Source organism: Stenotrophomonas sp. 22385 (genome assembly GCF_052045085.1).
Classification (GTDB): Bacteria; Pseudomonadota; Gammaproteobacteria; order Xanthomonadales; family Xanthomonadaceae; genus Stenotrophomonas.
Window position 1 is genome coordinate 391200 of record NZ_JBQEOG010000001.1, and the last position, 19999, is coordinate 411198.

A 19999-nucleotide genomic window follows, 5' to 3' on the forward strand; every position below is an offset into this window, starting at 1 on the left:
CGATGCCCGCCCGCCCCGTGCCACCCCGCCGCCGCCTGCCGCGTGAGCAGCGCGCCCGCCAGTTGCTGGATGTGGCGTGGGCGCTGGTGGGCGAAGAAGGCACCGACGCACTTTCGCTGGGGCGCCTGGCCGAAGCGGCAGGCGTCACCAAGCCGGTGGCCTACGACCACTTCGTCACCCGCAACGGCCTGTTGGCCGCGTTGTACCAGGACTACGACCAGCGCCAGACGGCGGTGTTTGAAGAGCGCATCGGCAAGGCGAGGGCGCAGCTGCGGGAGCGTGCGCGCGCGATTGCGGGGGGCTACATCGCCTGCGTGTTGTCGCAGGGCCGTGAGATCCAGGGCATCCTGGCGGCGCTGGCGGGTTCACCGGAGTTGATGGAAGTAAAGCGGCGCTATCAACAGGATTTCGTTGCCAGGTGCGCCGAATGGCTGGGCGGGTTTGCAGCAGGGGGCGACGTGCCAGAGGCTGGTTATTGGGCGATCCTTGGAGCCGCCGAGTCGATGTCCGAGGCGGTCGCTGCCGGATCGGTGGAGCAGGCGGTCGCCGAGGTTGAACTGGAACGTTTGATCGTATCGACCGTCAAGCGGGTCTGATCGAGCGCACGGCCACCAGGGTGGCCGTGTTTCCCGCTCGGGGGCGCCCTTCCTGCTCCTTCAGGCAGCCTTGCCCAGTGCACGCCGCTCGATGCTGGCGGCAAACAGCGGCGTCTCGCGGCCGTTGTGGTCACCCCCATCGCGCTGACGTGCTTCGGCGGCCTCCTCGAACGGTGTGCCGTGCTCGGCGATGAAATCGAGGAATGCCTGGGTGGGGTGGGCCACCACGCTGTTGGTGTACTCGCACGTGTTCTCGTCGATCTTCTTCACGCTCAGCGTCCAGATCACCTGCACGCGGGTGCGGCCGTTGGGCGTGAACGCATCGGAGGTGGAGACCATGCGGCACAGGGTGGGCGTGGCGATCTCGGCCACGTAGTGCTGCACCATCAGGGTCTTGCCGATCATCTCGACGTTGATCGACATGCGCTGGCCATCATCGGTCGTGGTGCTCCCGGCGGAGATATGGTCCGGGGGACAGCAGCGCTGGTACTCGGCTTCGGGCAGGTTGAACAGCCACTCGGCGATGTCCACCCTCCCGATCGGCGCGTTGATGACGGCGCTGTAGGCGGAGGACGAGAGCTGGCGGTCGGTGATGATGATGTCGGACATGGTGGCGTTCCTGTGGGAAGGGGCTGCAACGGGTGCAGCCCTACTATCCACGCAGGCATCGCGGCCCACAGCCATCTCCCGGTATGCGCCGGACTGTCCACCGGTTCGATGACCTCATACGCAGGTATGAGGCCTCTCTAATCCCGCTTCGCTGGTCAAGCGGTGGGGGCAGGCACCGGGGTGTTGAGCAGCTGCTGCTCCCACAGGTAGGCGATGCCGCTGCCGGCGGCGTGCTGCTTGAACACGTCGGTCACTTCGGCCACGTGCTCCAGGCGGGCCCAGTCGCGCTGCCATTCGCCGGCCAGCGCGATCCAGGTCATCACGTTGGCGCCGGCGGCGATCATGCGCTGGATGGCAACCTGGTGCGCTTCAACCGAAACCGCACCGCAGGCATCGGTGATGACGGTGACGTCCCAGCCTTCGCCCAGTGCCTGGATGACCGGCATGGCCACGCAGATCTCGGTCCACAGGCCCGCTATGACCAGCTGCCTGCGGCCGGTGGCCTTGACCCGGTCCACCACCTTGCGGTCTTCCCAGGTGTTGATGAAGGTGCGGTCGATCACCTCCTGGCCGGGGAACACATCGGTGATGTGCGGGAAGATGAGGCCGCCGCGCTCTGCGATGACGCTGGTGAGGATGGTGGGCACGCCAAACGCCTTGGCGGTCTTGGCCAGCGCGGTGGCATTGTTCACCACCGCCTGCGGGTCGTGGCTGTTGAGGTTGGCCAGCTGGTAGGGCTGATGATCGATGAGCACAAGCACGGAATCTTCGGGGCGGAGCAGCGAGTCAAGGCCGTTGCGGAACGTCATGGCATCTTCCTGTATGGGTCGGGGTAGGGCGAACCCAGACCTTGTCATCGCTGGCTATAGGGGGGTAGCCGCGTGAGGCGGCCAGCTGTGTCGCAGAAACCGGAACACTGAATGGGCATTAGCCGTGTCAGGCTGTAGTGCGACTCAGGGAGGGCAGTGTGGATATCGAAGATCTGCGGACGTTCGTGGACGTGGCCGATGCCGGCGGCGTATCCCCGGCGGCGCGCCGGCTGGGCGTGACCAAGTCGATCGTCAGCCGCCGGCTGGCCCGGCTGGAGGCGGAGCTGGGCGTGCAACTGCTCGCCCGCACCACGCGTGGGGCGGCGCTCACTGAAGCCGGCGCCACGTTCCGCGAGCACGCCGCACGCGCGTGTGCGGAGATGGACGCAGCCCGGGAAGCGATCCTGCCCAATGGCGAGCTACGTGGCCGCCTGCGCATTGCCGCGCCGCTGACCTTCGGGCCTACGCATTTCGCGTCGGTGTTCGCGGAAATGGCGCGGCGTCATCCGCAGCTGCATGTGCATGCGGCCTACAGCGACCGCTTCGTGGACATGGTGGCAGAGGGCTTCGACTGCGCCGTGCGCGTGGGTTACCTGCCGGATTCGAATCTGGTCGCGCGCTGCGTGGGCCCGCTGTACGGGCGGCTGGTGGCCAGCCCCGACTATGTCAGTGCGAACGGGTCGCCGCAAAGCCCGAACGAACTTGGCGCGCACGAAGCGCTGATGCAGGGCACTGAGCCGTGGCAGTTCATGGACGGCGATAAGGTGGTCACCGTACATCCGAGGGGACGCTTCAAGGCCGACAACGGCACGGCACTGCTGGCGGCGGCGCTGTCAGGGCTGGGCATCGCGTGGCTGCCCGACGGACTGACCCGGGAGCATCGGGATTCTGGTGCGCTGGTGCAGGTGATGCCGCGCCACCCACCGCCACCGGCCGGGATCTACGTCATCCGGCCGCCGGGCCAGCACCCGTCGTTGAAGGTGCGCGCGCTGACCGACTTGTTGATCGAGTGCTTTGATCACGCGCCGGCGTAGAGCGCTGTCACTCGCTGGAAATGGCCGCGCCCGTGCGGGTGCCAGCCGCAAAGTACCGGCTGCCCCACCGCAGCGCCACCTGCACCAGCAGCACCAGCACCGGTACTTCCACCAGGGGTCCGATCACGGCGGCGAAGGCCACCGGCGAGGCCAGCCCGAACGCGGCGATGGCCACGGCGATGGCCAGCTCGAAGTTGTTGCCAGCAGCGGTGAACGCAATCGCGGTGGTGCGCGGATAGTCCTTGGCGATCAACCGGCCCATGAAGAAGCTGATGGCGAACTGGATGATGAAGTACAGCGTCAGCGGGATGGCGATGCGAACCGCATCCAGCGGCAGACGCAGCACGTCGCCGCCCTTCAGGCTGAACATCGCCACGATGGTCAGCAGCAGCGCTACCAGCGTGATCGGGCTGATTGCGGGCAGGAAGCGCTGCTCATACCACTGTGTGCCCTTGGCCGCCTTCAGCCAGCGCCGCGTGAGATAGCCGGCAAGGAAGGGTATGCCCAGGTAGATCAGCACCGCCTCGGCAATGGTCCACATGCTGACATCGATGACGCTGCCCTGCAGGCCGAATACCGGCGGCAGCCAGGACAGGAAGAACCAGGCGTACACGCTGAACAGCGCGATCTGGAAGAGCGAGTTGAAGGCCACCAGCCCGGCTACGTACTGGCTGTCGCCGCGGGCCAGCTGGTTCCATACCAGCACCATGGCGATGCAGCGCGCCAATCCGATCAGGATCAGGCCGGTCATGTATTCGGGGGAGTCGTGCAGGAACAGCACCGCCAGGCCGAACATCAGGAATGGCCCGACGATCCAGTTCTGCACCAGCGACAGCGCCAGCACGCGCTTGTCGGCAAACACCTCTGGCAGCGCTTCGTACTTCACCTTGGCCAGCGGCGGGTACATCATCAGGATCAGGCCGATGGCGATCGGAACATTGGTGGTACCGACCGACAGACGGTTGAGGGCGGACGGGATGCCGTCAAACGTCGCACCCAGCCCAACGCCGACGGCCATTGCCGCGAATATCCACAACGTGAGATAGCGATCAAGGAAGGAGAGGCGGGGGCGTTGGTTGTCCACGTCAAGGGCCTCAGCAGCAGCCGGGCCGATCAACGGGCTGATCGTCGGCGCAGCAGTTTTCAGTCAGGTAAGCCACCAGCGCGTTCATCGACTGGAAGTCAGCCCGGTAGCAGATGGCCCGGCCACGCTGCTCGGCAGTGACCAGACCAGCCGCAGACAGTGACTTCAAATGGAACGACAGGGTGGCGCCAGGCAGGCCCATGGCCTGTGCGATATCGCCAGCCAGCTTGCCGGTGCTGCCGGCCTGCACCAGCAGACGAAAAATGGAGAGGCGGGTGACGTGGCTCAAGGCCGCCAGGGCAGTGGTTGCGCGCTTATGTTCCATAATTCTAGAATAATGGAAACATTGAGGCAGGACAAGCCGTGGAAGCGTTCCCCAATCTGGTCCCCGATGCGTTGGACATCCCTTCGGTCGCCGCGCTTGAAGCGGGATCCGTGCCGCCGCACCGCCCGCGCATTCTCATCCTGTACGGCTCGCTGCGGCCGCAGTCGTTCAGCCGCAAGCTGGCGCTGGAGGTGCAGCGGCTGCTGGAACACCTGGGCGCGGAAACCCGGCTGTTCGATCCGCACGCACTGCCGATGCTCGACGCCGTGCCGGCCACCCATCCCAAAGTGCAGGAACTGCGCCAGGCGTCACTGTGGTCCGAGGGCCATGTCTGGATCAGCCCGGAACGGCACGGCACGCTGACGGCGGTATTCAAGAACCAGATCGACTGGCTGCCGCTGGAAGAAGGCAGCGTGCGGCCGACGCAGGGACGTACGCTCGCCGTGATGCAGGTCTGCGGCGGCTCGCAGTCGTTCAACGTGGTCAACGCCCTGCGCGTGCTGGGCCGTTGGATGCGCATGGTGACCATCCCCAACCAGTCTTCGGTGCCCAAAGCCTGGCAGGAGTTCGACGAGAACGGGCGGATGAAGCCGTCGGCCTATTACGATCGCGTTGTGGATGTGATGGAAGAGCTGGTCAAATTCACCCTGCTGGTGCGCGGCCGCAGTGACTACCTGGTGGATCGCTACAGTGAGCGCAAAGGCGCAGCCGAAGCGGCCGCGCTGGCGGCCGCGGCTGGTGTCGTTGAACCTGTTTTCAATGAGGAAAGTGCATGAACGCCGTCATTTACCACAATCCCCGGTGCGGCACGTCGCGCAATACACTGGCCTTGATCCGGCACGCCGGGATCGAGCCGGAGGTGATTGAATACCTGCTCACGCCGCCGACCCGCGCACGCCTGGTCGAGCTGATCGCCGCTGCGGGTTTGAGCGTGCGCGGTGCCATCCGGGCAAAGGAAAGCCAATATCTGGAACTGGGCCTGGATGACCCCTCACTCAGCGACGATGCCCTGCTGGATGCAATGCTGGCCCACCCGATCCTGATCCAGCGACCGCTGGTGCAGACCGACCTCGGTACCCGCATGTGCCGGCCGTCCGAGGTGGTGCTGGAGATCCTGCCGCCCATCGCGCAGCCGTTTACCAAGGAAGATGGCGAAATCGTGGGTGCAACAGGCTGACTACTGGACACCGGATGCGGCGAAGCGCTGCTTCGCCGCGGTGCATGCGTTACCGGGCGTTGGCAGGCGCCAGCTGGTTGAGAAGCGTCGTCGCGGTTTCACCGGATGAAGCGGGATTCTGCCCGGTGATCAGCAGGCCATCACGGACCACGTACGAGCCCCAGTCCGGGCCTTTCGAGTAATCGCCGCCCAGCGCCTTCAGCGTGTCTTCGACCAGGAACGGCACCACGTCGGTGAGACCGACCCCGGCTTCTTCGCTGTTGGTGAAGCCGGTTACTTTCCTGCCTTCCACCAGCGGCTTGCCATTGGCGGCCTTGACGTGGCGCAGTACGCCCGGCGCGTGGCAGACCAGGGCGACCGGTTTGTTGGCGGCAATGAATGACTCGATCAACGCGATGGAGTCGCGGTCCTCAGCCAGGTCCCAGAGCGGACCGTGGCCACCGGGGTAAAACACGGTATCGAAATCGGCCTGCGAGACGCTGTCCAGCCGCACGGTGTTGGCCAGCTGCGCGGTGGCAGCGGCATCGGCCTCGAACCGGCGGGTCAGGTCCGTCTGGAAGTCCGGTTCGTTGCTCTTGGGATCCAGTGGCGGCTGCCCACCCTTTGGCGAAGCCAGAGTAATTTTCGCGCCGGCATCCTGGAAGGCGTAATAGGGGGCGGCCAGCTCTTCCAGCCAGAAACCGGTCTTGCGGCCGGTGGCGCCAAGTTCATCGTGGGAGGTCAGGACAATCAGTACATTCATGGGGCACTCCTGGTTGGTTTGTTGCTTACAGTAGACCGGTCGTCTAGAACGCCGGCGTGAAAAAAACCCCATCGGGGCGTGAGGGATCCGCCGCTGCGGTCAGTCAGGGCGGATGAGGTGGTGGCTGGTACGCAATGCGTTGTCGAACGGCTGGCGGTTGCGGACAATCTTCGCCATCAGGCTGGCGCCCAACCACAGCTCGTAGAGACTCTGCGCCATGGCCTGCGGATTGCCGGCGAACGACAGCGAGCCTTCCCGGGCACCGGCTTCGAGTACCGTTGCCAGGCGGCTGATGATGCCGGCGGTACCGCGCTGCAGCGTTGCGCGCATGCTTTGGGAAAGATCGGCCACTTCAGCGCCAAGCTTCACTGCCAGGCACCTGCCCTGGCAGTCCTCGAAGGACTGGTTGTCCATCCATGCCTTGAAATAGGCGTCCAGCTGCTGCGCCCGGGTTCGGCGGGGCTGGCTGAAGGTGCGGTCCATTTCGGACAGGTACCCAGCGAAATAGTCCTCCAGCAACGCGTCCCCGAACGCCTCCTTGGAGCCGAAGTAATGATAGAACGAACCTTTCGGTACGCCTGCAGCGGTCAGTACTTCGTTCAGCCCCACGGCCGAGAAGCCTTTGCCGCCCATGATCCGCTGGCCGGTGGCCAGGATCTTGTCGCGGACATCCAGGGTGTCGGTGGCGGGGGTCGGTGTCATGCAGCGCACTGTACACCCGATTAGACCGGTCGTCTAGTATTCGCAGCGGGTGGTTATGCGGCCTTGCCCGTTTTGATGGCACGCTCGACATGCGCGAGCAGCTCGTCTACCTCGAACGGCTTGGCAACGAACGGGATGGCTTTGTGTGCCGCCGGGATGGCCTGCAGGTAAACCGCGGACGCGAACAGATAGGGCGTGCCCAGCCTTGCAAGGCGATCGGCCACCGGGAACACCGCACCGTCGCGCAGCTCCACATCCAGGATGGCCGCATCGAAAGGTTGGTCGGCCAGGGCGAACAGCGCATCGGTCACCGAGTAGGCCGGGACGACCGTGTAGCCTGCGCCACTGAGGACTTCAATGAACAATCTGGAGAGTTCGATCTCATCCTCGACGACCAGGATGACCTTGCTTGTACGGGGTGATGCTAGGGTGCTCATGGGCTGCGCAGGAAACTTGGGTACCCTGATGGTCACCCCCAACATGTCAACGTTGCGGAAAGTCCTGTAGTCGCCGCCTTCATCAACGCAGTAGAAGTACTGTTTTTTGGTGCCGGCGACCGTTGTTACGCTCCAACACCCGTGGTCGGAGATTCCAACGTGAGCAACGCCACCCTGCCGTACATGCGCCTCGCCCCCTTGGCTGTCCTGGCGGTCACCGTGGCCCTGGCCGCCTGCCGACGAGAACCCGACGTCGTCGCGCCTGCCGCGACCGGGACTCCGGCGACCGCACCTGGACCCGCTACGCCGACACCTGCGCCGGCGCCGGGGGCTCCCGCGCCGGCGCCAGGAAGCATCCCCGTCACCGCCGACAACTTCGTACGCGCAGAATCCGACCGCTACTTCGCTTCACTGGTGAAGGAAGGAGGTCTGGGCAAGCTCTTCCATCACCGCGAACCGGCATCGATCGACAACCAGACCGTGGTGCGGTTGAACCGGGACACGCTGTATTCCAGTGCGGTGTTCGACCTGGATGCCGGACCGGTCACCATCACCCTTCCAGATGCCGGTGATCGCTTCATGTCCATGCAGGTCATCGATGAGGACCAGTACACCACCCAGGTGAACTACACGCCCGGCGCCTACACGCTGAGCCGAGGCAAGGACGGTACCCGCTATGTGGTCGTCGGCTTCCGCACGCTGGTGGATCCCAACAATCCGGACGATGTGGCCAAGGTGCATGCGCTGCAGGACGCAATCAGGATCCAGCAGGCCGCCCCGGGCAGCTTCGAGGTTCCCAGGTGGGACACGGTGAGCCAGGACAAGGTGCGGGATGCGCTGGTGACGTTGGGGTCGACGTTGCCGGATGCCCGCCGCATGTTCGGCACGCGCGAAACGGCCGATCCGGTACGCCGGCTGATTGGTGCTGCGACAGCGTGGGGGGGCAACCCGGACAGCGAAGCGATCTACCTCAACGTGACGCCGACCGGCAATGATGGAAAGACGGTGTACCGCCTGCACGTGGCGGATGTCCCGGTGGATGGGTTCTGGTCGGTGAGCCTTTACAACGCCAAGGGCTACTACGACAAGAACCCGCAGAACGCCTATTCCCTCAACAACCTGACCGCGAAGAAAAATGCAGACGGAACGGTGGACATCCAGTTCGGTGGCTGTGATGGCCAGGTGCCGAACTGCCTGCCCACGACCCCGGGCTGGAACTACATGGTGCGGCTGTACCGCCCGCGCGCCGAGATACTTGACGGACGCTGGTCGTTCCCGGACGCCGTGCCAGTGCCATGATGCGTCCGGTCAGCGCGGTGGCAGGCAGATCACCAGCAGCGCGCAGACCACCAGCAGGCCGACGGCCACCAACCGGTAGCCGTTGAGTGACAGCCGGCCGCCGAACAGGCGCACGTCGGTGGTGGCGAATTCGTGGCGGCAGTAAGGGCAGCGCACCCGCAGGGCGACATCGCGCCTGGCAAACGGGGCATGGAAGGGTTGGATGCCCCCGCCCAGAAGTGCCTTGCGGCCGTCGAACTGCGTGGTGCAGCGGGGGCAGGTAGCGGTTGCGGACATGCGCGGCCTTGGCGGGGGAGCGGCGAAGGCGCGCCGGTTGCCCGCCGAGTATGTCATGGCGGTCAGGGGCATCGGCGTACAGGTGCCGTGTACACGCCATCTGCGATGCTGGGATGATGACGTCACCACCAACACCCGAGTTCGAAACCGCCACCGCGGCACCTGCCCGCCCGCGTTCGCCGGCGATTGCCCTGCGCCGCTGGATCATCTGGTTGGCAGTGCCCGTGCTGCTGGGCATTGCGCTGCTTACGCTGTGGAACAGCGAGTGGCTGAAGGCACCACGCGCCATGTGGGAGCTGGCACGCATGCCGGCGCCCAGCGCCTTGCCGGTGCCGGTGGAAGGCGTGGCGGCCCGGCGCATCGCCGACACGTTCGGCGCACCACGCGGACGGGACCGCACCCATGCCGGGGTGGATATCTTCGCCAAGCGCGGCACGCCGGTGCGGAGCGCAGCGCCAGGCGTGGTGGTCGCGGTGCGCGACAGTGGACTGGGCGGCCGTCAGGTCTGGGTGGTGGGCCCGGCGCGCGAGCGCTACTACTACGCCCACCTTGAGGATTGGCGCGAGGGACTGGCCGAAGGCGAGGTGGTCAGCGAAGGGACGGTGCTGGGCTACGTCGGTGACAGTGGCAATGCAGCCGGTACGCCGCCGCATCTGCATTGGGGGATCTACGGTGCCGATGGCGCGTACGATCCGCTGCCGCTGCTGAAGGCGGACGGCACGACCAACGGCCGTGCGCTGCCCCGGTAGGTAACGACCGCTGGTCGTTACGCCTTCGACCGCCGGCCGGACACGTGCGCATGCCCGCGCACATGCCAGCGCCATGGGAACTCCACGGCGCGGCTGATGCCGATGCGGGGACCCACCACCGGATCCTCCGGTGGCGGCATACCATCGGACACGATCCGGATGCCGCGGTCGTTCCTGACGAGGTCAGCGCCATCCAGCGCCTTGTCGATGCCCATTGCCTGTGACAGGCGTCCTGGCCCACTGGCCAGCTCGCGGTCGCGGCGGATGGCCGGCCGCGCATCGCGGATCAGGGCCACGCCGCGCACCGGTTCCAGCGCCCGCAGCAGAACGCCCCAGCCCTGGCCGGCCTCACCGCATACGGCGTTGCTGCCCCAATGCATGCCGTAGGTGAAGTACACATACAGATGGCCGCATTCGCCGAACATGCTGGCCGTGCGTGCGGTCATGCCCCGGAAGGAATGTGCGGCCGGATCCTGCTCGCCGGCATAGGCTTCCACCTCAACGATGCGGCCGGCGCGGCCATCGTCGCGGACCAGCAGCTTGTTGAGCAGCTCCGGTGCCACCTCGGTGGGGTGGCGACGATAGAAGCTGCGCGGCAGCGTACGCCACCGCGATGGTGGCAGCAGGACGGGGGCGGTGCGGGCTACGGGCATGGCAGGTTCCGGCAGTGACACCTGCACCATGCCCGGGGTCCCGTCGTGATGGCATCAAGCCCCGCGATGGCGCACGTCAGCACAGTGGCGCAGTCTGCTGGGCGACAATGCGTACCAGCTTGCAAGGGTTGCGCTGCACCAGCACCTGCGTGATGCGCTCGCCATCGGTCTCGAACGACATCGCCGCCTCCAGTTGATCGCCGAAGAACCGCAGCAGTCCCATCCGGCCGTTGAAGAACGCCGGCAGCATGCGCAGCGCGGCGCGGTGCCGCAGGGTCGGCGCGAACAGCAGCCGGGCGATGCGCGTGCCACCAAGCAGCGGCCTTGGGAAGCTGTTGACCACGCCGCCACCGTCGCCGATCAGCTGCGCGGAGGAATCCAGCAACGCGATCATCGCTTTCAGGTCGCCCTTGTCCAGCGCAGCGGTGAAGGCCTGCAGCAGTTGCTGGTGGGTACGGTGCGGTACCGCGTGCAGTGGGCGTTCCTCGCGCAGGCGCGCACGCGCACGGTGCACGATCTGCCGGCAGGCCGCTTCGCTCCTGTCGAGGATGCGGGCGATCTCCGGATAATCGCGGTCGAACACATCGTGCAGCAGGAATGCGGCACGTGCCTCCGGCGCCAGCCGCTCCAGTACTGCAAGGAAGGCAACGGACAGATCGCTGGCCGCTTCGTGCAGGAACTCCGGCGTGCTGGCAACGTCGGTAAGAACCGGCTCGGGCAGCCAGATGCCAACATAGTGTTCGCGCGTGCGGCGCGCCATGCGCAGCTCGTCGATGGCGATACGGGTGGTGGTCGCGACCAGCCAGGCTTCGAGGTTCTCGATGGCGTCGCGGTCAGTGCCGTTCCAGCGCAGCCACACCTCCTGTGCGACATCTTCGGCCTCGGCCATGGAGCCCAGCATGCGGTAGGCCACGCCGAGGACGCGTGGGCGCAGCTGGGTAAAGTGGTCGAGTGAGGTATCCATGGCGGCATTCAACACGAGCGCGCGGCGCAGGGACAGTGCCTTGAGCAGGAGGCTGCCCCCCTCGGCCACGCTACGTCGACTCAGTACGGCCGCAGCAATGCCGACGCGCTCGGTGCAGCTGCCATGGCCTCGGGCGCACGGAGGCGGCCTGCGGCGGTGCGCCGCCATCCGGGCGAACGGGGAATCGCCTTGCGGTCATGGTGGTGATCCTGGCAGTGGGAAGGAGGGAGTCGACGCTGCAGGCTAGGTGCCTGGCCATCGTGGCGGTAGCCGGCAACGCGGACGCACGGTGTTGAGCGCTGTGCACCAATCCCGACGATGGGGGCTGTCACAGCGCAGTGCGCTGGCCCGTCTGCCTTGCATGAGCACCTCATTCATTGCCGATGCCGCAGGCCTGCCCCTTCCCGCCGAACAGGTGTGGATCACGTTCCTGTCTGCGCTGGCCGAGCTGCCTGCCGATGCCCGCCTGCTGCTGTTGTTGCATGACGTGGCCGGCGCCCCGCTCGAAGAGCTCATGCCGTTGCTGGGCTTGCCTGCTGCCCAGTGCAGGCAACGGCTGGAAGCGGCTCATGCCTGCCTGCGCGCGCATGCGCGCCACCTTGGAGCGCCGCCCGCATGTCCTTGACTGACCCGGGCACCGTAGATGACGGTGTCGACCCACTCACCACCGGATTCTCGGCCAGCTACGCCGGGGTGATGGCCTTCATTGCCGTTGCCCATGAAGGCAGCTTCTCGCGCGCGGCTGACCGGCTCGGCATTGGCCGCTCTGCGGTCAGCCGCAGCGTGCAGAAGCTGGAAGGCCAGTTGGGCGTGCGGCTGTTCCTGCGCACCACCCGTTCAACCTCGCTCACCCGCGAAGGCGAGTTGTTCCACGACGGCTGCCGACCAGGCGTGGACCGCATCCTGCAGGCGCTGGAGGAAATGCGTGACCTGCGCGATGGGCCGCCACGCGGGCATCTGCGGGTGAGTGCCACACCTGGGTTCGGGCGCAAGGTGATTGCGCCGCTGCTGTCGGCTTTTCGCGCGCATTTCCCTGATGTCACGCTCGAGCTGCAACTGGAGGAGCGCCCGCTGGACCTGGCCGCTGACCGGATCGATGTGGCCTTCCGCGACGGCGTGCTGGAAGACAGCGAGGTCATTGCCAAGCACCTGATCCCGATGCAGCTGCTGGTCTGCGCCGCACCGGACTATGCGGCCCGGCACGGCCTGCCGACCACCGTGAGTGAACTGTCCGCGCACGCCTGCATCAGCCAACGCCAGGCCAATGGGCGGCTGCAGCCATGGGAGTTCCGTGTGGAAGGGCGGCCGCTCAGCGTGGAACCGGCGTCGGCGCTGGTGTTCAACGACGCCGAGCTCGTTCTGCAGGCGGTGCTGCAGGGACAGGGCCTGGCCCAGCTGCCGAACTACCAGGTGCGCCACGCGCTGGATGCCGGGCTGGCGCTCAGCTGCCTGGACCAGTACGCCGCCGACGATCGCGGGCACTACCTGTGCTACCTCAGCCGCCGTCAGCTGCCCAAGCGCATCCGAGCGTTCATCGACTTCATCACCAGCGAGGTGCGCGCGCTGGATCTGGATGTGGTGACCCATTGGGAGAGCGTGCAGCAGGCCGGCGCGCCGGCGCGCGACATCGACGCGGGTGCGTGGCGGTGAACGCAATTGGTGCCTGAGAGGCAACAGTGCGGGTCCGCGGGCGGACCTACTGCTGCCGTGGCGGCCTCCCTAGCATCGCCACATGCCCCGGCGCCCGGGGTTCCTTCGCCCCCCCTGGAGCAAGAACATGAAAATCCTGATCATCGGCGGCACCGGCCGCATTGGCAGCAAGGTCGTCGACCGGCTGCGCGCGGCTGGCCACGACATTGTCATCGCGGCACCGTCCACCGGCATCGACATCGTCAGCGGCGACGGCCTGGACGCGGCCATGGCCGGCACCGACGTGGTCATCGACCTGGCCAACTCGCCGTCGTTCGAGGATGCGGCGGTGCTGGACTTCTTCCAGACCGCCGGGCGCAACATCCTGGCTGCTGAAAGCAGGGCTGGCGTGCGTCATCATGTGGCGCTTTCGGTAGTGGGCACGGACAAGCTGGCGGCCAGTGGCTACTTCCGCGGCAAGATCGCGCAGGAGAGGCTGATCCGCGACGCCGGCATCGCCTACACGATCATCCATTCCACCCAGTTCTTCGAATTCCTGCCCGGCATCATTCAATCTGCCGGCGAAGCGCTGCATCTGCCCACCGCACTGGTTCAACCGATTGCTGCCGAGGATGTGGCCGACGCGGTCGCCAGCATAGCGCTGCAGCCGGCCATCAATGGCGTGGTGGAAATCGCCGGTCCCGAGCGCACCCGGATGGATGAGCTGGCGCAGCGCTTCCTGGATCGCACCCACGACCCCCGCCACGTGGTGGGCGACGCGCAGGCACCCTACTTCGGTGCGCAGCTGCAGGACGACACGCTGGTGCCGGTCGGCCAGGCCTGGCTGGGCCGCCAGGGCTTCGACGCCTGGCTGCAGCAGTCAGGGCTGAGCCGCAGCAACTGATTGCCCACCTGCCTGTACTGCGTGGATACGCCATGTCCGACCTGAAGCCGCCGTCGCCTGCCGTTCTCGACAGATACCGAGGGGATGAGGTGCGGCCGCTTTACACCGGACGGGTGCGCGTAACCGGCGGCGAGACCGGTCACGGGCGTGCTTCGGGTGTGGTCCTCTCCGACGATGGAGCCTTGGCGCTGGAGCTGCGCCTGCCGCTGTCGCTGGGGGGACCCGGCGGTGGCAGCAACCCCGAGCAGCTGCTGGCGGCCGGCTACGCGGCCTGCTTCCACGGCGCGATGAACCTGCTGGCCAGCCGTGCCGGACTGGCGTTGGCGGATGCCTGCATCGAGGTGGCGGTGACCTTCTCGCGTGATCCGATCGACGGCCTGTACCTGCTGTCGGCCGAGGTGGAAGCCTTCCTGCCTGGGCTGGAGCCCGCCGTGGCCGCCGAACTGGTGCGCAACACCGAACGTGTCTGCCCCTACGCAAAGATGTTCCGCAACGGCATCACCCACGTGGTGTGCGTGGTGCCTGCCGCCGCACCCTGAGCGGCGCCTTACCGGCTGGAGCAGACCCTCATGTCGCGATGTCGTCCACGGGAAGCGCGCCCTCCCGCACAGCCCGACCGTCATCGTGCCGTCTTCAATGCCGACTACAACGTACGCAATGCAAGGGCGGGGCGGGATGCTGTCTGATCCGGCCCTAAAGCCCGGGCGGATGCAGCCGATATCGAGGCGTCCTTCTGCCTGGAGTGCGTCATGTTGGCCGTCCCCCGCCGTGTGCTGTCGTCCCTTGCCCGCCGGGCTGAACCCCTGCGCCGGCTCAGCGTCGCGCGCAAGCTGAAGATCAGTCTGGTTGCCTGTGCATCCGGCCTGCTGCTGGTGGCCGTGGTGTACGCGTGGACACGGTACAACAGCGAGCGGGCGGCGGACACCTTCGCCACGCACCAGCAGGCGACGAGCCTCATGGCGGCACTCGGTACGCAGGTGGCCGATGCCCGTCGCCTGCAGACCCGCTACGCGGCGAGCTTCAACGATGCCGACCGCGAGGCGCTGCAGCGGGCACGCCAGCGCCTTCAGGTGTCGCTGGAGGCCCTGCAGCGCGCCGCTGTCGCCAACGGCAATGGGGCTTCCCTGAGTACATTGGCCAACCGCATCGGTGAATTTGCCGAGGGCATCAACGCGCTGAATGCACGTGTGGATGAGATGGGCCGGGGTGAAGCCGGGCTGCGCGCGCAGCTGGAGGCCTCGGCCACCAGGATGGAGGCCGCGTTGGGCCCTCTGCAACGTGCCGCGCTTGACGCGCAGTGGCAGGCGATCCGCCGACAGGAGGCACTGCTCCTGCTCACCGGCGATTCCACCCACGCCGACCGTGCCAGTGAAGCCAAGCTGCCGTTCGAGCTGGCGCTGGCAGCGCCGGGGGTGCCGGCAGCCGCGCAGGACGCACTTCGCGCCGGCATGGATGCCTACCAGGGCGCACTGCTCAGTTACACCGCCGCTCGAGTCGGGCTGGACGTGGAAGCACAGTCGCTGGCCGACACCGCTGCCCAGATCGCCCCGTCGCTCGATCAGGTGCAACGTGCGCAGGCAAGAGCGCTGGACGGCGCGCGTGGGCGCCTGCAGGTACAGGCCAGGGCGATGACGGTGGTGTTCGCGGTCACGCTGCTGCTGGTGACTGCATTGCTCATCGCCACGCTGCTGCTGACCCTGCAGGCGGTACAGCGCCCGATCGCCAACACACTGCGTTTCGCCGAAGACATTGCCGAGGACCGGCTGGATACGGTGCTGGTCGTGCATAACCCGCACGATGAATTCGGCACGCTGGCCCAGCGCCTGCTGCACATGCGCGAACGTCTGCGCGGGCGGATCGAGGCCGAGCGGGCGGCAGCGCGCGACAACACCCGTGCGCGACAGGCGCTGGACAGTGCCCAGACCGGATTGATGGTGCTTGAGCCTGACGGACGCATCGGTTTCATCAACCAGGCGCTGTGCAGCGCGCTCGGCTGCACGCCCGGGCAGTGGCAGGGACGCCCGGCGCAGCTGCTGCATCCGGTGTTTTCGGGCGTTGCGGCGCAGCTGCAGTGCGGCCACGCAGGCACGCACGAGATCGAACAGGATGGAATCCGTTATCAACTGGCATTCAACCCCATCCTCGACCACGATCAGCTGTTGGGCGCAGCGGTGGAATGGCGCAGCCGCGCGCTGGAAGCCACGGTGGAGAACGAAGTGGCCGCGCTGGTGGATGCCGCCGCGCAGGGCCAGCTGCAGGCCCGCATCCGAGTGAACGACAAGCAGGGCTTCGTGCTGACCCTGGCGGTCAGCATCAATCGCCTGCTTGACACCTTCCAGGGCAACCTCGCCGAGCTGCAGGCGCTGCTTTCAGGCCTGGCGCACGGAGACCTGGCCGTCCGCATGCAGGGTGACCATCAAGGCGTGTTCGCGCAGATGCGCGATGATGCCAACGCCAGCGTGGCACAGCTGTCCGATATCGTGGCCCGAATCCAGCATGCCACTTCCGCAATCAATGGCGCGGCCGGCGAGATCGTGGCCGGCAACCGTGACCTGGCCGAGCGGACGGAGCGCCAGGCGGCGCATCTTGAAGAAACCGCATCGTCCATGGAGGAGCTCACCGCCACGGTGCGCGAGAACGCGCACTCGGCGCAGCAGGCCAACCAGTTGGCCGTTGACGCTGCTGCGATCGCGGGGCAGGGCGGTGCGGCCGTGGCGCAGGTGGTGACCACGATGCGCGACATCGCCGAGTCATCCCGGCACATCGGCGACATCACCGGGGTGATCGATGGGATCGCGTTCCAGACCAACATCCTCGCGCTCAATGCTGCCGTCGAAGCCGCGCGTGCGGGCGAACAGGGCCGCAGCTTCGCAGTGGTCGCGGGCGAAGTGCGCCTGCTGGCCCAGCGCAGCGCCGATGCCGCCCGCCAGATCAAGCGACTGATCGAGTCGTCTGTGGAGACGGTCAACGCCGGTAGCCGCCAGGTTGGCGAAGCGGGGGCTACCATGCGCCGCATCGTCAGCAGCGTGGAGCAGGTCACTGCGATAACCGCCAGCATCTCGGCTGCGTCGCAGCAGCAGAGCATGGGCATCGAGCAGGTAGGCAGGACCCTGTTGCAGATGGACGGCAGCACGCAGCAGAACGCAGCGATGGTGGAGGAGGCTTCGGCGGCGGCGCAGGCAATGCAGCGACAGGCGTCGCTGCTGTCCGAAGCGGTGGCGGCATTCGTGTTGGCACGCCCTGCCGTGGTGCGTCCCGTAAGTCCGGCGGTTGCGTGAGGGATTCGTGATTGCAGCGTGTACATGGGCCGCCCAACGGGCGGCGCTGCCGGGGGTATGCTTCGGGCATGAACATACGTCGAAAAGCAGCGTCGCCCGCCCTGACGGGTGATGCGTTTGTCCGCGTGCGGGGAGCGCGCGAACACAACCTCAAGAACGTGGACGTGGACATTCCGCGAGACGCCCTGGTCGTATTCTCCGGCATCTCGGGTTCCGGGAAGTCCTCGCTGGCATTCGGCACGCTGTATGCCGAGGCGCAGCGCCGGTATCTGGAGTCGTTGTCGCCCTATGCGCGCCGCCTGATCGACCAGGTCGGCGTACCCGACGTGGACGCCATCGACGGCCTTCCGCCGGCGGTGGCACTGCAGCAGCAACGCGGCACGGCAAGCGTGCGCTCAAGCGTGGGCAGCGTGACCACCCTGTCAAGCCTGCTGCGCATGCTTTACTCGCGCGCTGGAACCTATCCGGCCAAACAGCCGATGCTGTACGCAGAGGACTTCTCGCCGAACACGCCGCAGGGTGCCTGCCCGAACTGCCACGGCTTGGGTTACGTGTATGAAGTCACCGAGCAGTCGATGGTGCCCGACCCCTCGCTGTCCATCCGCGAGCGCGCGATCGCCGCGTGGCCGCCGGCCTGGCACGGACAGAACCAGCGCGACATCCTGGTGACGCTGGGCTACGACGTGGATGTTCCGTGGCGCGACCTGCCGAAGAAGCAGCGCGACTGGATTCTGTTCACCGAGGAGCAGCCGGTCGTCCCGGTATATGCCGGCTTCACCCCGGGCGAGACCCGCGCCGCACTGCGCCGCAAGGAAGAGCCCAGTTACATGGGTACCTTCAGTGGCGCGCGGCGCTATGTACTGCACACGTTCGCCACCACCCAGAGCGCCATGATGAAGAAGCGCGTTGCGCGCTACATGGTCGGCACGGTATGTCCGGTCTGCGACGGCAAGCGTCTCAAGCGTGCGGCGTTGTCGGTGACCTTTGCCGGCATGGACATTGGGGCACTCTCCCGGCTGTCGCTGTCAGCCATGGCCGACGCATTGCGTCCAGCTGCAGAGGGTCGTTTCGACGCGCCCGCCAAGGCTGCGGCGCGCAGCCGTGCCGCCGGGCGCAGGGCCGAACAGCAGCGCGTGGCCAAGGGCGGGCTGCTGCACGGGGGGAGCAGTGACGTGCGCCGCACCCCGGACCTCTCCGAGGAGAAACGCATCGCGGCCCAGCGCATCGCGCACGATCTGGTGGAGCGCATCGGTACGCTCCAGTCGCTGGGCCTGGGTTACCTGTCGATGGACCGCGCCACGCCGACGCTGTCACCGGGTGAGCTGCAGCGGCTGCGCCTGGCCACCCAGATCCGCTCCAGCCTGTTTGGCGTGGTGTACGTGCTGGACGAGCCTACCGCCGGCCTGCATCCAGCCGATGGTGAAGCCCTGTACGCTGCGCTGGACCAGCTCAAGGCCGGCGGCAACACGCTGTTCGTGGTCGAACATGACCTGGAGATGCTGCGTCGCGCGGACTGGCTGGTGGATGTCGGTCCCGGGGCGGGCCAACACGGTGGGCAGGTGCTGTACAGCGGGCAACCACAAGGTCTGCGCGGCGTTGCAGCCTCCGCAACCGCGCCCTACCTGTTCGGCGACCATGACCGTGCCACCCGCACCCCGCGCACGCCCGCCGGCTGGATGGAACTGCGCGGCATCCACCGCAACAACCTGCACGGACTGGACGCACGCTTCCCGCTGGGCACGTTCTGCGCGGTTACCGGCGTCTCCGGCTCGGGCAAGTCCAGCCTGGTCAGCCAGGCGCTGGTGGAACTGGTGGGCGAGCAACTTGGCCATGAACCCGCCGCAGCCGAGGTGGATGACGAGCTGCCGCAACCGAGCCGGATCGAACGCGCCCGCGGCCGCCTGCATGCCGGACACACGGCAATCAAACGCCTGGTGAACGTGGACCAGAAGCCGATCGGGCGCACGCCGCGTTCCAACCTGGCCACCTACACCGGCCTGTTCGACCACGTGCGCAAGCTGTTTGCCGGCACCCGCATGGCCAAGGCGCGGCGCTACAGCGCCAGCCGTTTTTCCTTCAATGTGGCGCAGGGCCGCTGCGAAACCTGCGAAGGCGAAGGCTTCGTGCACGTGGAGCTGCTGTTCATGCCCAGCGTGTATGCGCCATGCCCGACCTGCCATGGCCAGCGTTACAACGCCAAGACGCTTGAGGTGGAGTGGAACGGCCGTAACATCGCGCAGGTGCTGGCGATGACGGTGGAGGAGGCGCTGGCGTTCTTTGCCGAGGAAATTGTGGTGCAGCGCCCGTTGCAGCTGCTGCGCGATATCGGGCTGGGCTACCTGCGCCTTGGCCAGCCGGCCACGGAGCTGTCCGGTGGCGAGGCACAGCGGATCAAGCTGGCTACCGAGCTGCAGCGCAGCCAGCACGGCAACAGCCTGTACGTGCTCGACGAGCCCACCACGGGCCTGCACCCGGCCGACGTGGACAAGCTGATGGCGCAGCTGCACGGGTTGGTGGACGCGGGCAACACGGTGGTGGTGGTCGAGCACGACCTGCGCGTGGTGGCCGACGCCGACTGGGTGATCGATGTCGGGCCTGGCGCGGGCGAGCAGGGTGGGAAGATCGTGGCGACGGGAACGCCGGAGCAGGTGAGCCGCTCGAAAGACGGTAAGACGGCTGCGTACCTGCGGCGCTTCTTCGCCTGACCGGGCATCCGTGCCCACCAGCGGCAG

22 protein-coding genes are annotated in these 19999 nt (G+C 66.8%); 12 read left to right on the forward strand and 10 right to left on the reverse strand.

Annotated features, from left to right (window positions below; genetic code table 11):
* Window positions 1-2: 2 nt before the first annotated feature.
* Entirely contained in the window at window positions 3-596 is a 594-nt protein-coding gene (locus ACTJI4_RS01595) for a TetR/AcrR family transcriptional regulator (protein ID WP_440868333.1), read from the forward strand.
* Window positions 597-656: 60 nt separating this feature from the next.
* On the opposite strand, the gene ACTJI4_RS01600 is transcribed toward ACTJI4_RS01595, so the two are convergent.
* Complete coding sequence (locus ACTJI4_RS01600; protein WP_440868334.1) at window positions 657-1205, reverse strand: hypothetical protein; 549 nt, start codon at window positions 1203-1205, stop codon at window positions 657-659.
* 155 nt (window positions 1206-1360) lie between these two features.
* A complete protein-coding gene (locus ACTJI4_RS01605) occupies window positions 1361-2014 on the reverse strand; it encodes a hydrolase (RefSeq protein ID WP_392918847.1) in 654 nt (217 codons plus the stop codon).
* Window positions 2015-2172: 158 nt separating this feature from the next.
* Here ACTJI4_RS01605 and ACTJI4_RS01610 point away from each other — a divergent pair, with 158 nt between their 5' ends.
* Window positions 2173-3048: a LysR family transcriptional regulator gene (locus tag ACTJI4_RS01610; protein ID WP_440868335.1), complete on the forward strand. Its 876-nt coding sequence runs from the start codon at window positions 2173-2175 to the stop codon at window positions 3046-3048.
* 7 nt (window positions 3049-3055) lie between these two features.
* Here ACTJI4_RS01610 and arsB read toward each other — a convergent pair whose 3' ends face one another.
* Together arsB and ACTJI4_RS01620 are read right to left on the reverse strand one after the other, a co-directional pair.
* A complete protein-coding gene (gene arsB, locus ACTJI4_RS01615; protein WP_440868336.1) occupies window positions 3056-4132 on the reverse strand; it encodes an ACR3 family arsenite efflux transporter in 1077 nt (358 codons plus the stop codon).
* Window positions 4133-4142: 10 nt separating this feature from the next.
* Window positions 4143-4457 carry an ArsR/SmtB family transcription factor gene (locus ACTJI4_RS01620; protein ID WP_392918838.1) on the reverse strand — a complete coding sequence of 105 codons (315 nt, stop codon included), beginning with the start codon at window positions 4455-4457 and terminating at the stop codon, window positions 4143-4145.
* A gap of 38 nt (window positions 4458-4495) precedes the next feature.
* On the opposite strand from ACTJI4_RS01620, the gene arsH reads away from it, so the two are divergent.
* Window positions 4496-5233 carry an arsenical resistance protein ArsH gene (gene arsH, locus ACTJI4_RS01625; protein ID WP_392918835.1) on the forward strand — a complete coding sequence of 246 codons (738 nt, stop codon included), beginning with the start codon at window positions 4496-4498 and terminating at the stop codon, window positions 5231-5233.
* Complete coding sequence (arsC, locus tag ACTJI4_RS01630) at window positions 5230-5634, forward strand: arsenate reductase (glutaredoxin) (protein WP_440868337.1); 405 nt, start codon at window positions 5230-5232, stop codon at window positions 5632-5634. The genes arsH and arsC overlap by 4 nt, the downstream gene beginning before the upstream one ends.
* A 49-nt stretch (window positions 5635-5683) precedes the next feature.
* On the opposite strand, the gene ACTJI4_RS01635 is transcribed toward arsC, so the two are convergent.
* The 3 genes from ACTJI4_RS01635 to ACTJI4_RS01645 form a co-directional block, all read right to left on the reverse strand.
* Entirely contained in the window at window positions 5684-6376 is a 693-nt protein-coding gene (locus tag ACTJI4_RS01635; protein WP_392918829.1) for a type 1 glutamine amidotransferase domain-containing protein, read from the reverse strand.
* Between the two features lie 99 nt (window positions 6377-6475).
* The gene (locus ACTJI4_RS01640; protein ID WP_440868338.1) at window positions 6476-7078 is read right to left on the reverse strand and encodes a TetR/AcrR family transcriptional regulator; all 603 of its coding nucleotides are present in this window, start codon (window positions 7076-7078) and stop codon (window positions 6476-6478) included.
* Window positions 7079-7131: 53 nt separating this feature from the next.
* A complete protein-coding gene (locus ACTJI4_RS01645; protein WP_440868339.1) occupies window positions 7132-7515 on the reverse strand; it encodes a response regulator in 384 nt (127 codons plus the stop codon).
* A 159-nt stretch (window positions 7516-7674) separates the two neighbouring features.
* Here ACTJI4_RS01645 and ACTJI4_RS01650 point away from each other — a divergent pair, with 159 nt between their 5' ends.
* Window positions 7675-8814, forward strand: a complete 1140-nt coding sequence (locus ACTJI4_RS01650) for a DUF1254 domain-containing protein (RefSeq protein WP_440868340.1) — start codon at window positions 7675-7677, stop codon at window positions 8812-8814.
* A gap of 9 nt (window positions 8815-8823) precedes the next feature.
* On the opposite strand, the gene ACTJI4_RS01655 is transcribed toward ACTJI4_RS01650, so the two are convergent.
* A complete protein-coding gene (locus tag ACTJI4_RS01655; RefSeq protein WP_392918818.1) occupies window positions 8824-9090 on the reverse strand; it encodes a hypothetical protein in 267 nt (88 codons plus the stop codon).
* 116 nt (window positions 9091-9206) lie between these two features.
* On the opposite strand from ACTJI4_RS01655, the gene ACTJI4_RS01660 reads away from it, so the two are divergent.
* Complete coding sequence (locus ACTJI4_RS01660) at window positions 9207-9839, forward strand: M23 family metallopeptidase (RefSeq protein ID WP_440868341.1); 633 nt, start codon at window positions 9207-9209, stop codon at window positions 9837-9839.
* Window positions 9840-9856: 17 nt separating this feature from the next.
* On the opposite strand, the gene ACTJI4_RS01665 is transcribed toward ACTJI4_RS01660, so the two are convergent.
* Window positions 9857-10492 carry a DNA-3-methyladenine glycosylase gene (locus tag ACTJI4_RS01665; RefSeq protein WP_440868342.1) on the reverse strand — a complete coding sequence of 212 codons (636 nt, stop codon included), beginning with the start codon at window positions 10490-10492 and terminating at the stop codon, window positions 9857-9859.
* 76 nt (window positions 10493-10568) lie between these two features.
* Complete coding sequence (locus tag ACTJI4_RS01670) at window positions 10569-11456, reverse strand: RNA polymerase sigma-70 factor (RefSeq protein WP_392918810.1); 888 nt, start codon at window positions 11454-11456, stop codon at window positions 10569-10571.
* 361 nt (window positions 11457-11817) lie between these two features.
* Between ACTJI4_RS01670 and ACTJI4_RS01675 the strand changes: the two genes are divergently transcribed.
* The 6 genes from ACTJI4_RS01675 (at window position 11818) to ACTJI4_RS01700 (ending at window position 19972) form a co-directional block, all read left to right on the forward strand.
* Window positions 11818-12081 carry a transcriptional regulator gene (locus ACTJI4_RS01675; protein WP_392918807.1) on the forward strand — a complete coding sequence of 88 codons (264 nt, stop codon included), beginning with the start codon at window positions 11818-11820 and terminating at the stop codon, window positions 12079-12081.
* Window positions 12072-13106 (forward strand): LysR family transcriptional regulator, encoded by a 1035-nt coding sequence (locus tag ACTJI4_RS01680; protein WP_440868343.1) that lies wholly within the window; start codon window positions 12072-12074, stop codon window positions 13104-13106. Before ACTJI4_RS01675 ends, ACTJI4_RS01680 begins: the two co-directional genes overlap by 10 nt.
* Before the next feature lie 127 nt (window positions 13107-13233).
* Window positions 13234-13989, forward strand: a complete 756-nt coding sequence (locus ACTJI4_RS01685; RefSeq protein ID WP_392918801.1) for an SDR family oxidoreductase — start codon at window positions 13234-13236, stop codon at window positions 13987-13989.
* A 32-nt stretch (window positions 13990-14021) separates the two neighbouring features.
* Window positions 14022-14528, forward strand: coding sequence for an Ohr family peroxiredoxin (locus ACTJI4_RS01690; RefSeq protein ID WP_440868344.1), 507 nt, complete (start codon window positions 14022-14024; stop codon window positions 14526-14528).
* Window positions 14529-14738: 210 nt separating this feature from the next.
* Window positions 14739-17267 carry a methyl-accepting chemotaxis protein gene (locus ACTJI4_RS01695; protein WP_440868345.1) on the forward strand — a complete coding sequence of 843 codons (2529 nt, stop codon included), beginning with the start codon at window positions 14739-14741 and terminating at the stop codon, window positions 17265-17267.
* A 68-nt stretch (window positions 17268-17335) separates the two neighbouring features.
* Window positions 17336-19972, forward strand: coding sequence for an excinuclease ABC subunit A (locus tag ACTJI4_RS01700; RefSeq protein WP_392918793.1), 2637 nt, complete (start codon window positions 17336-17338; stop codon window positions 19970-19972).
* Window positions 19973-19999 lie beyond the last annotated feature (27 nt).

Excerpts from the sequence above, each read along its gene's own strand:
- ACTJI4_RS01595 (WP_440868333.1), top strand. The coding sequence starts at position 3 with ATGCCCGCCCGCCCCGTGCCACCCCGCCGCCGCCTGCCGCGTGAGCAG.
- ACTJI4_RS01600 (WP_440868334.1), bottom strand. The coding sequence starts at position 1,205 with ATGTCCGACATCATCATCACCGACCGCCAGCTCTCGTCCTCCGCCTAC.
- ACTJI4_RS01605 (WP_392918847.1), bottom strand. The coding sequence starts at position 2,014 with ATGACGTTCCGCAACGGCCTTGACTCGCTGCTCCGCCCCGAAGATTCC.
- ACTJI4_RS01620 (WP_392918838.1), bottom strand. The coding sequence starts at position 4,457 with ATGGAACATAAGCGCGCAACCACTGCCCTGGCGGCCTTGAGCCACGTC.
- arsC (WP_440868337.1), top strand. The coding sequence starts at position 5,230 with ATGAACGCCGTCATTTACCACAATCCCCGGTGCGGCACGTCGCGCAAT.
- ACTJI4_RS01635 (WP_392918829.1), bottom strand. The coding sequence starts at position 6,376 with ATGAATGTACTGATTGTCCTGACCTCCCACGATGAACTTGGCGCCACC.
- ACTJI4_RS01640 (WP_440868338.1), bottom strand. The coding sequence starts at position 7,078 with ATGACACCGACCCCCGCCACCGACACCCTGGATGTCCGCGACAAGATC.
- ACTJI4_RS01645 (WP_440868339.1), bottom strand. The coding sequence starts at position 7,515 with ATGAGCACCCTAGCATCACCCCGTACAAGCAAGGTCATCCTGGTCGTC.
- ACTJI4_RS01655 (WP_392918818.1), bottom strand. The coding sequence starts at position 9,090 with ATGTCCGCAACCGCTACCTGCCCCCGCTGCACCACGCAGTTCGACGGC.
- ACTJI4_RS01660 (WP_440868341.1), top strand. The coding sequence starts at position 9,207 with ATGACGTCACCACCAACACCCGAGTTCGAAACCGCCACCGCGGCACCT.
- ACTJI4_RS01665 (WP_440868342.1), bottom strand. The coding sequence starts at position 10,492 with ATGCCCGTAGCCCGCACCGCCCCCGTCCTGCTGCCACCATCGCGGTGG.
- ACTJI4_RS01670 (WP_392918810.1), bottom strand. The coding sequence starts at position 11,456 with ATGGATACCTCACTCGACCACTTTACCCAGCTGCGCCCACGCGTCCTC.
- ACTJI4_RS01675 (WP_392918807.1), top strand. The coding sequence starts at position 11,818 with ATGAGCACCTCATTCATTGCCGATGCCGCAGGCCTGCCCCTTCCCGCC.
- ACTJI4_RS01680 (WP_440868343.1), top strand. The coding sequence starts at position 12,072 with ATGTCCTTGACTGACCCGGGCACCGTAGATGACGGTGTCGACCCACTC.
- ACTJI4_RS01685 (WP_392918801.1), top strand. The coding sequence starts at position 13,234 with ATGAAAATCCTGATCATCGGCGGCACCGGCCGCATTGGCAGCAAGGTC.
- ACTJI4_RS01690 (WP_440868344.1), top strand. The coding sequence starts at position 14,022 with ATGTCCGACCTGAAGCCGCCGTCGCCTGCCGTTCTCGACAGATACCGA.
- ACTJI4_RS01695 (WP_440868345.1), top strand. The coding sequence starts at position 14,739 with ATGTTGGCCGTCCCCCGCCGTGTGCTGTCGTCCCTTGCCCGCCGGGCT.
- ACTJI4_RS01700 (WP_392918793.1), top strand. The coding sequence starts at position 17,336 with ATGAACATACGTCGAAAAGCAGCGTCGCCCGCCCTGACGGGTGATGCG.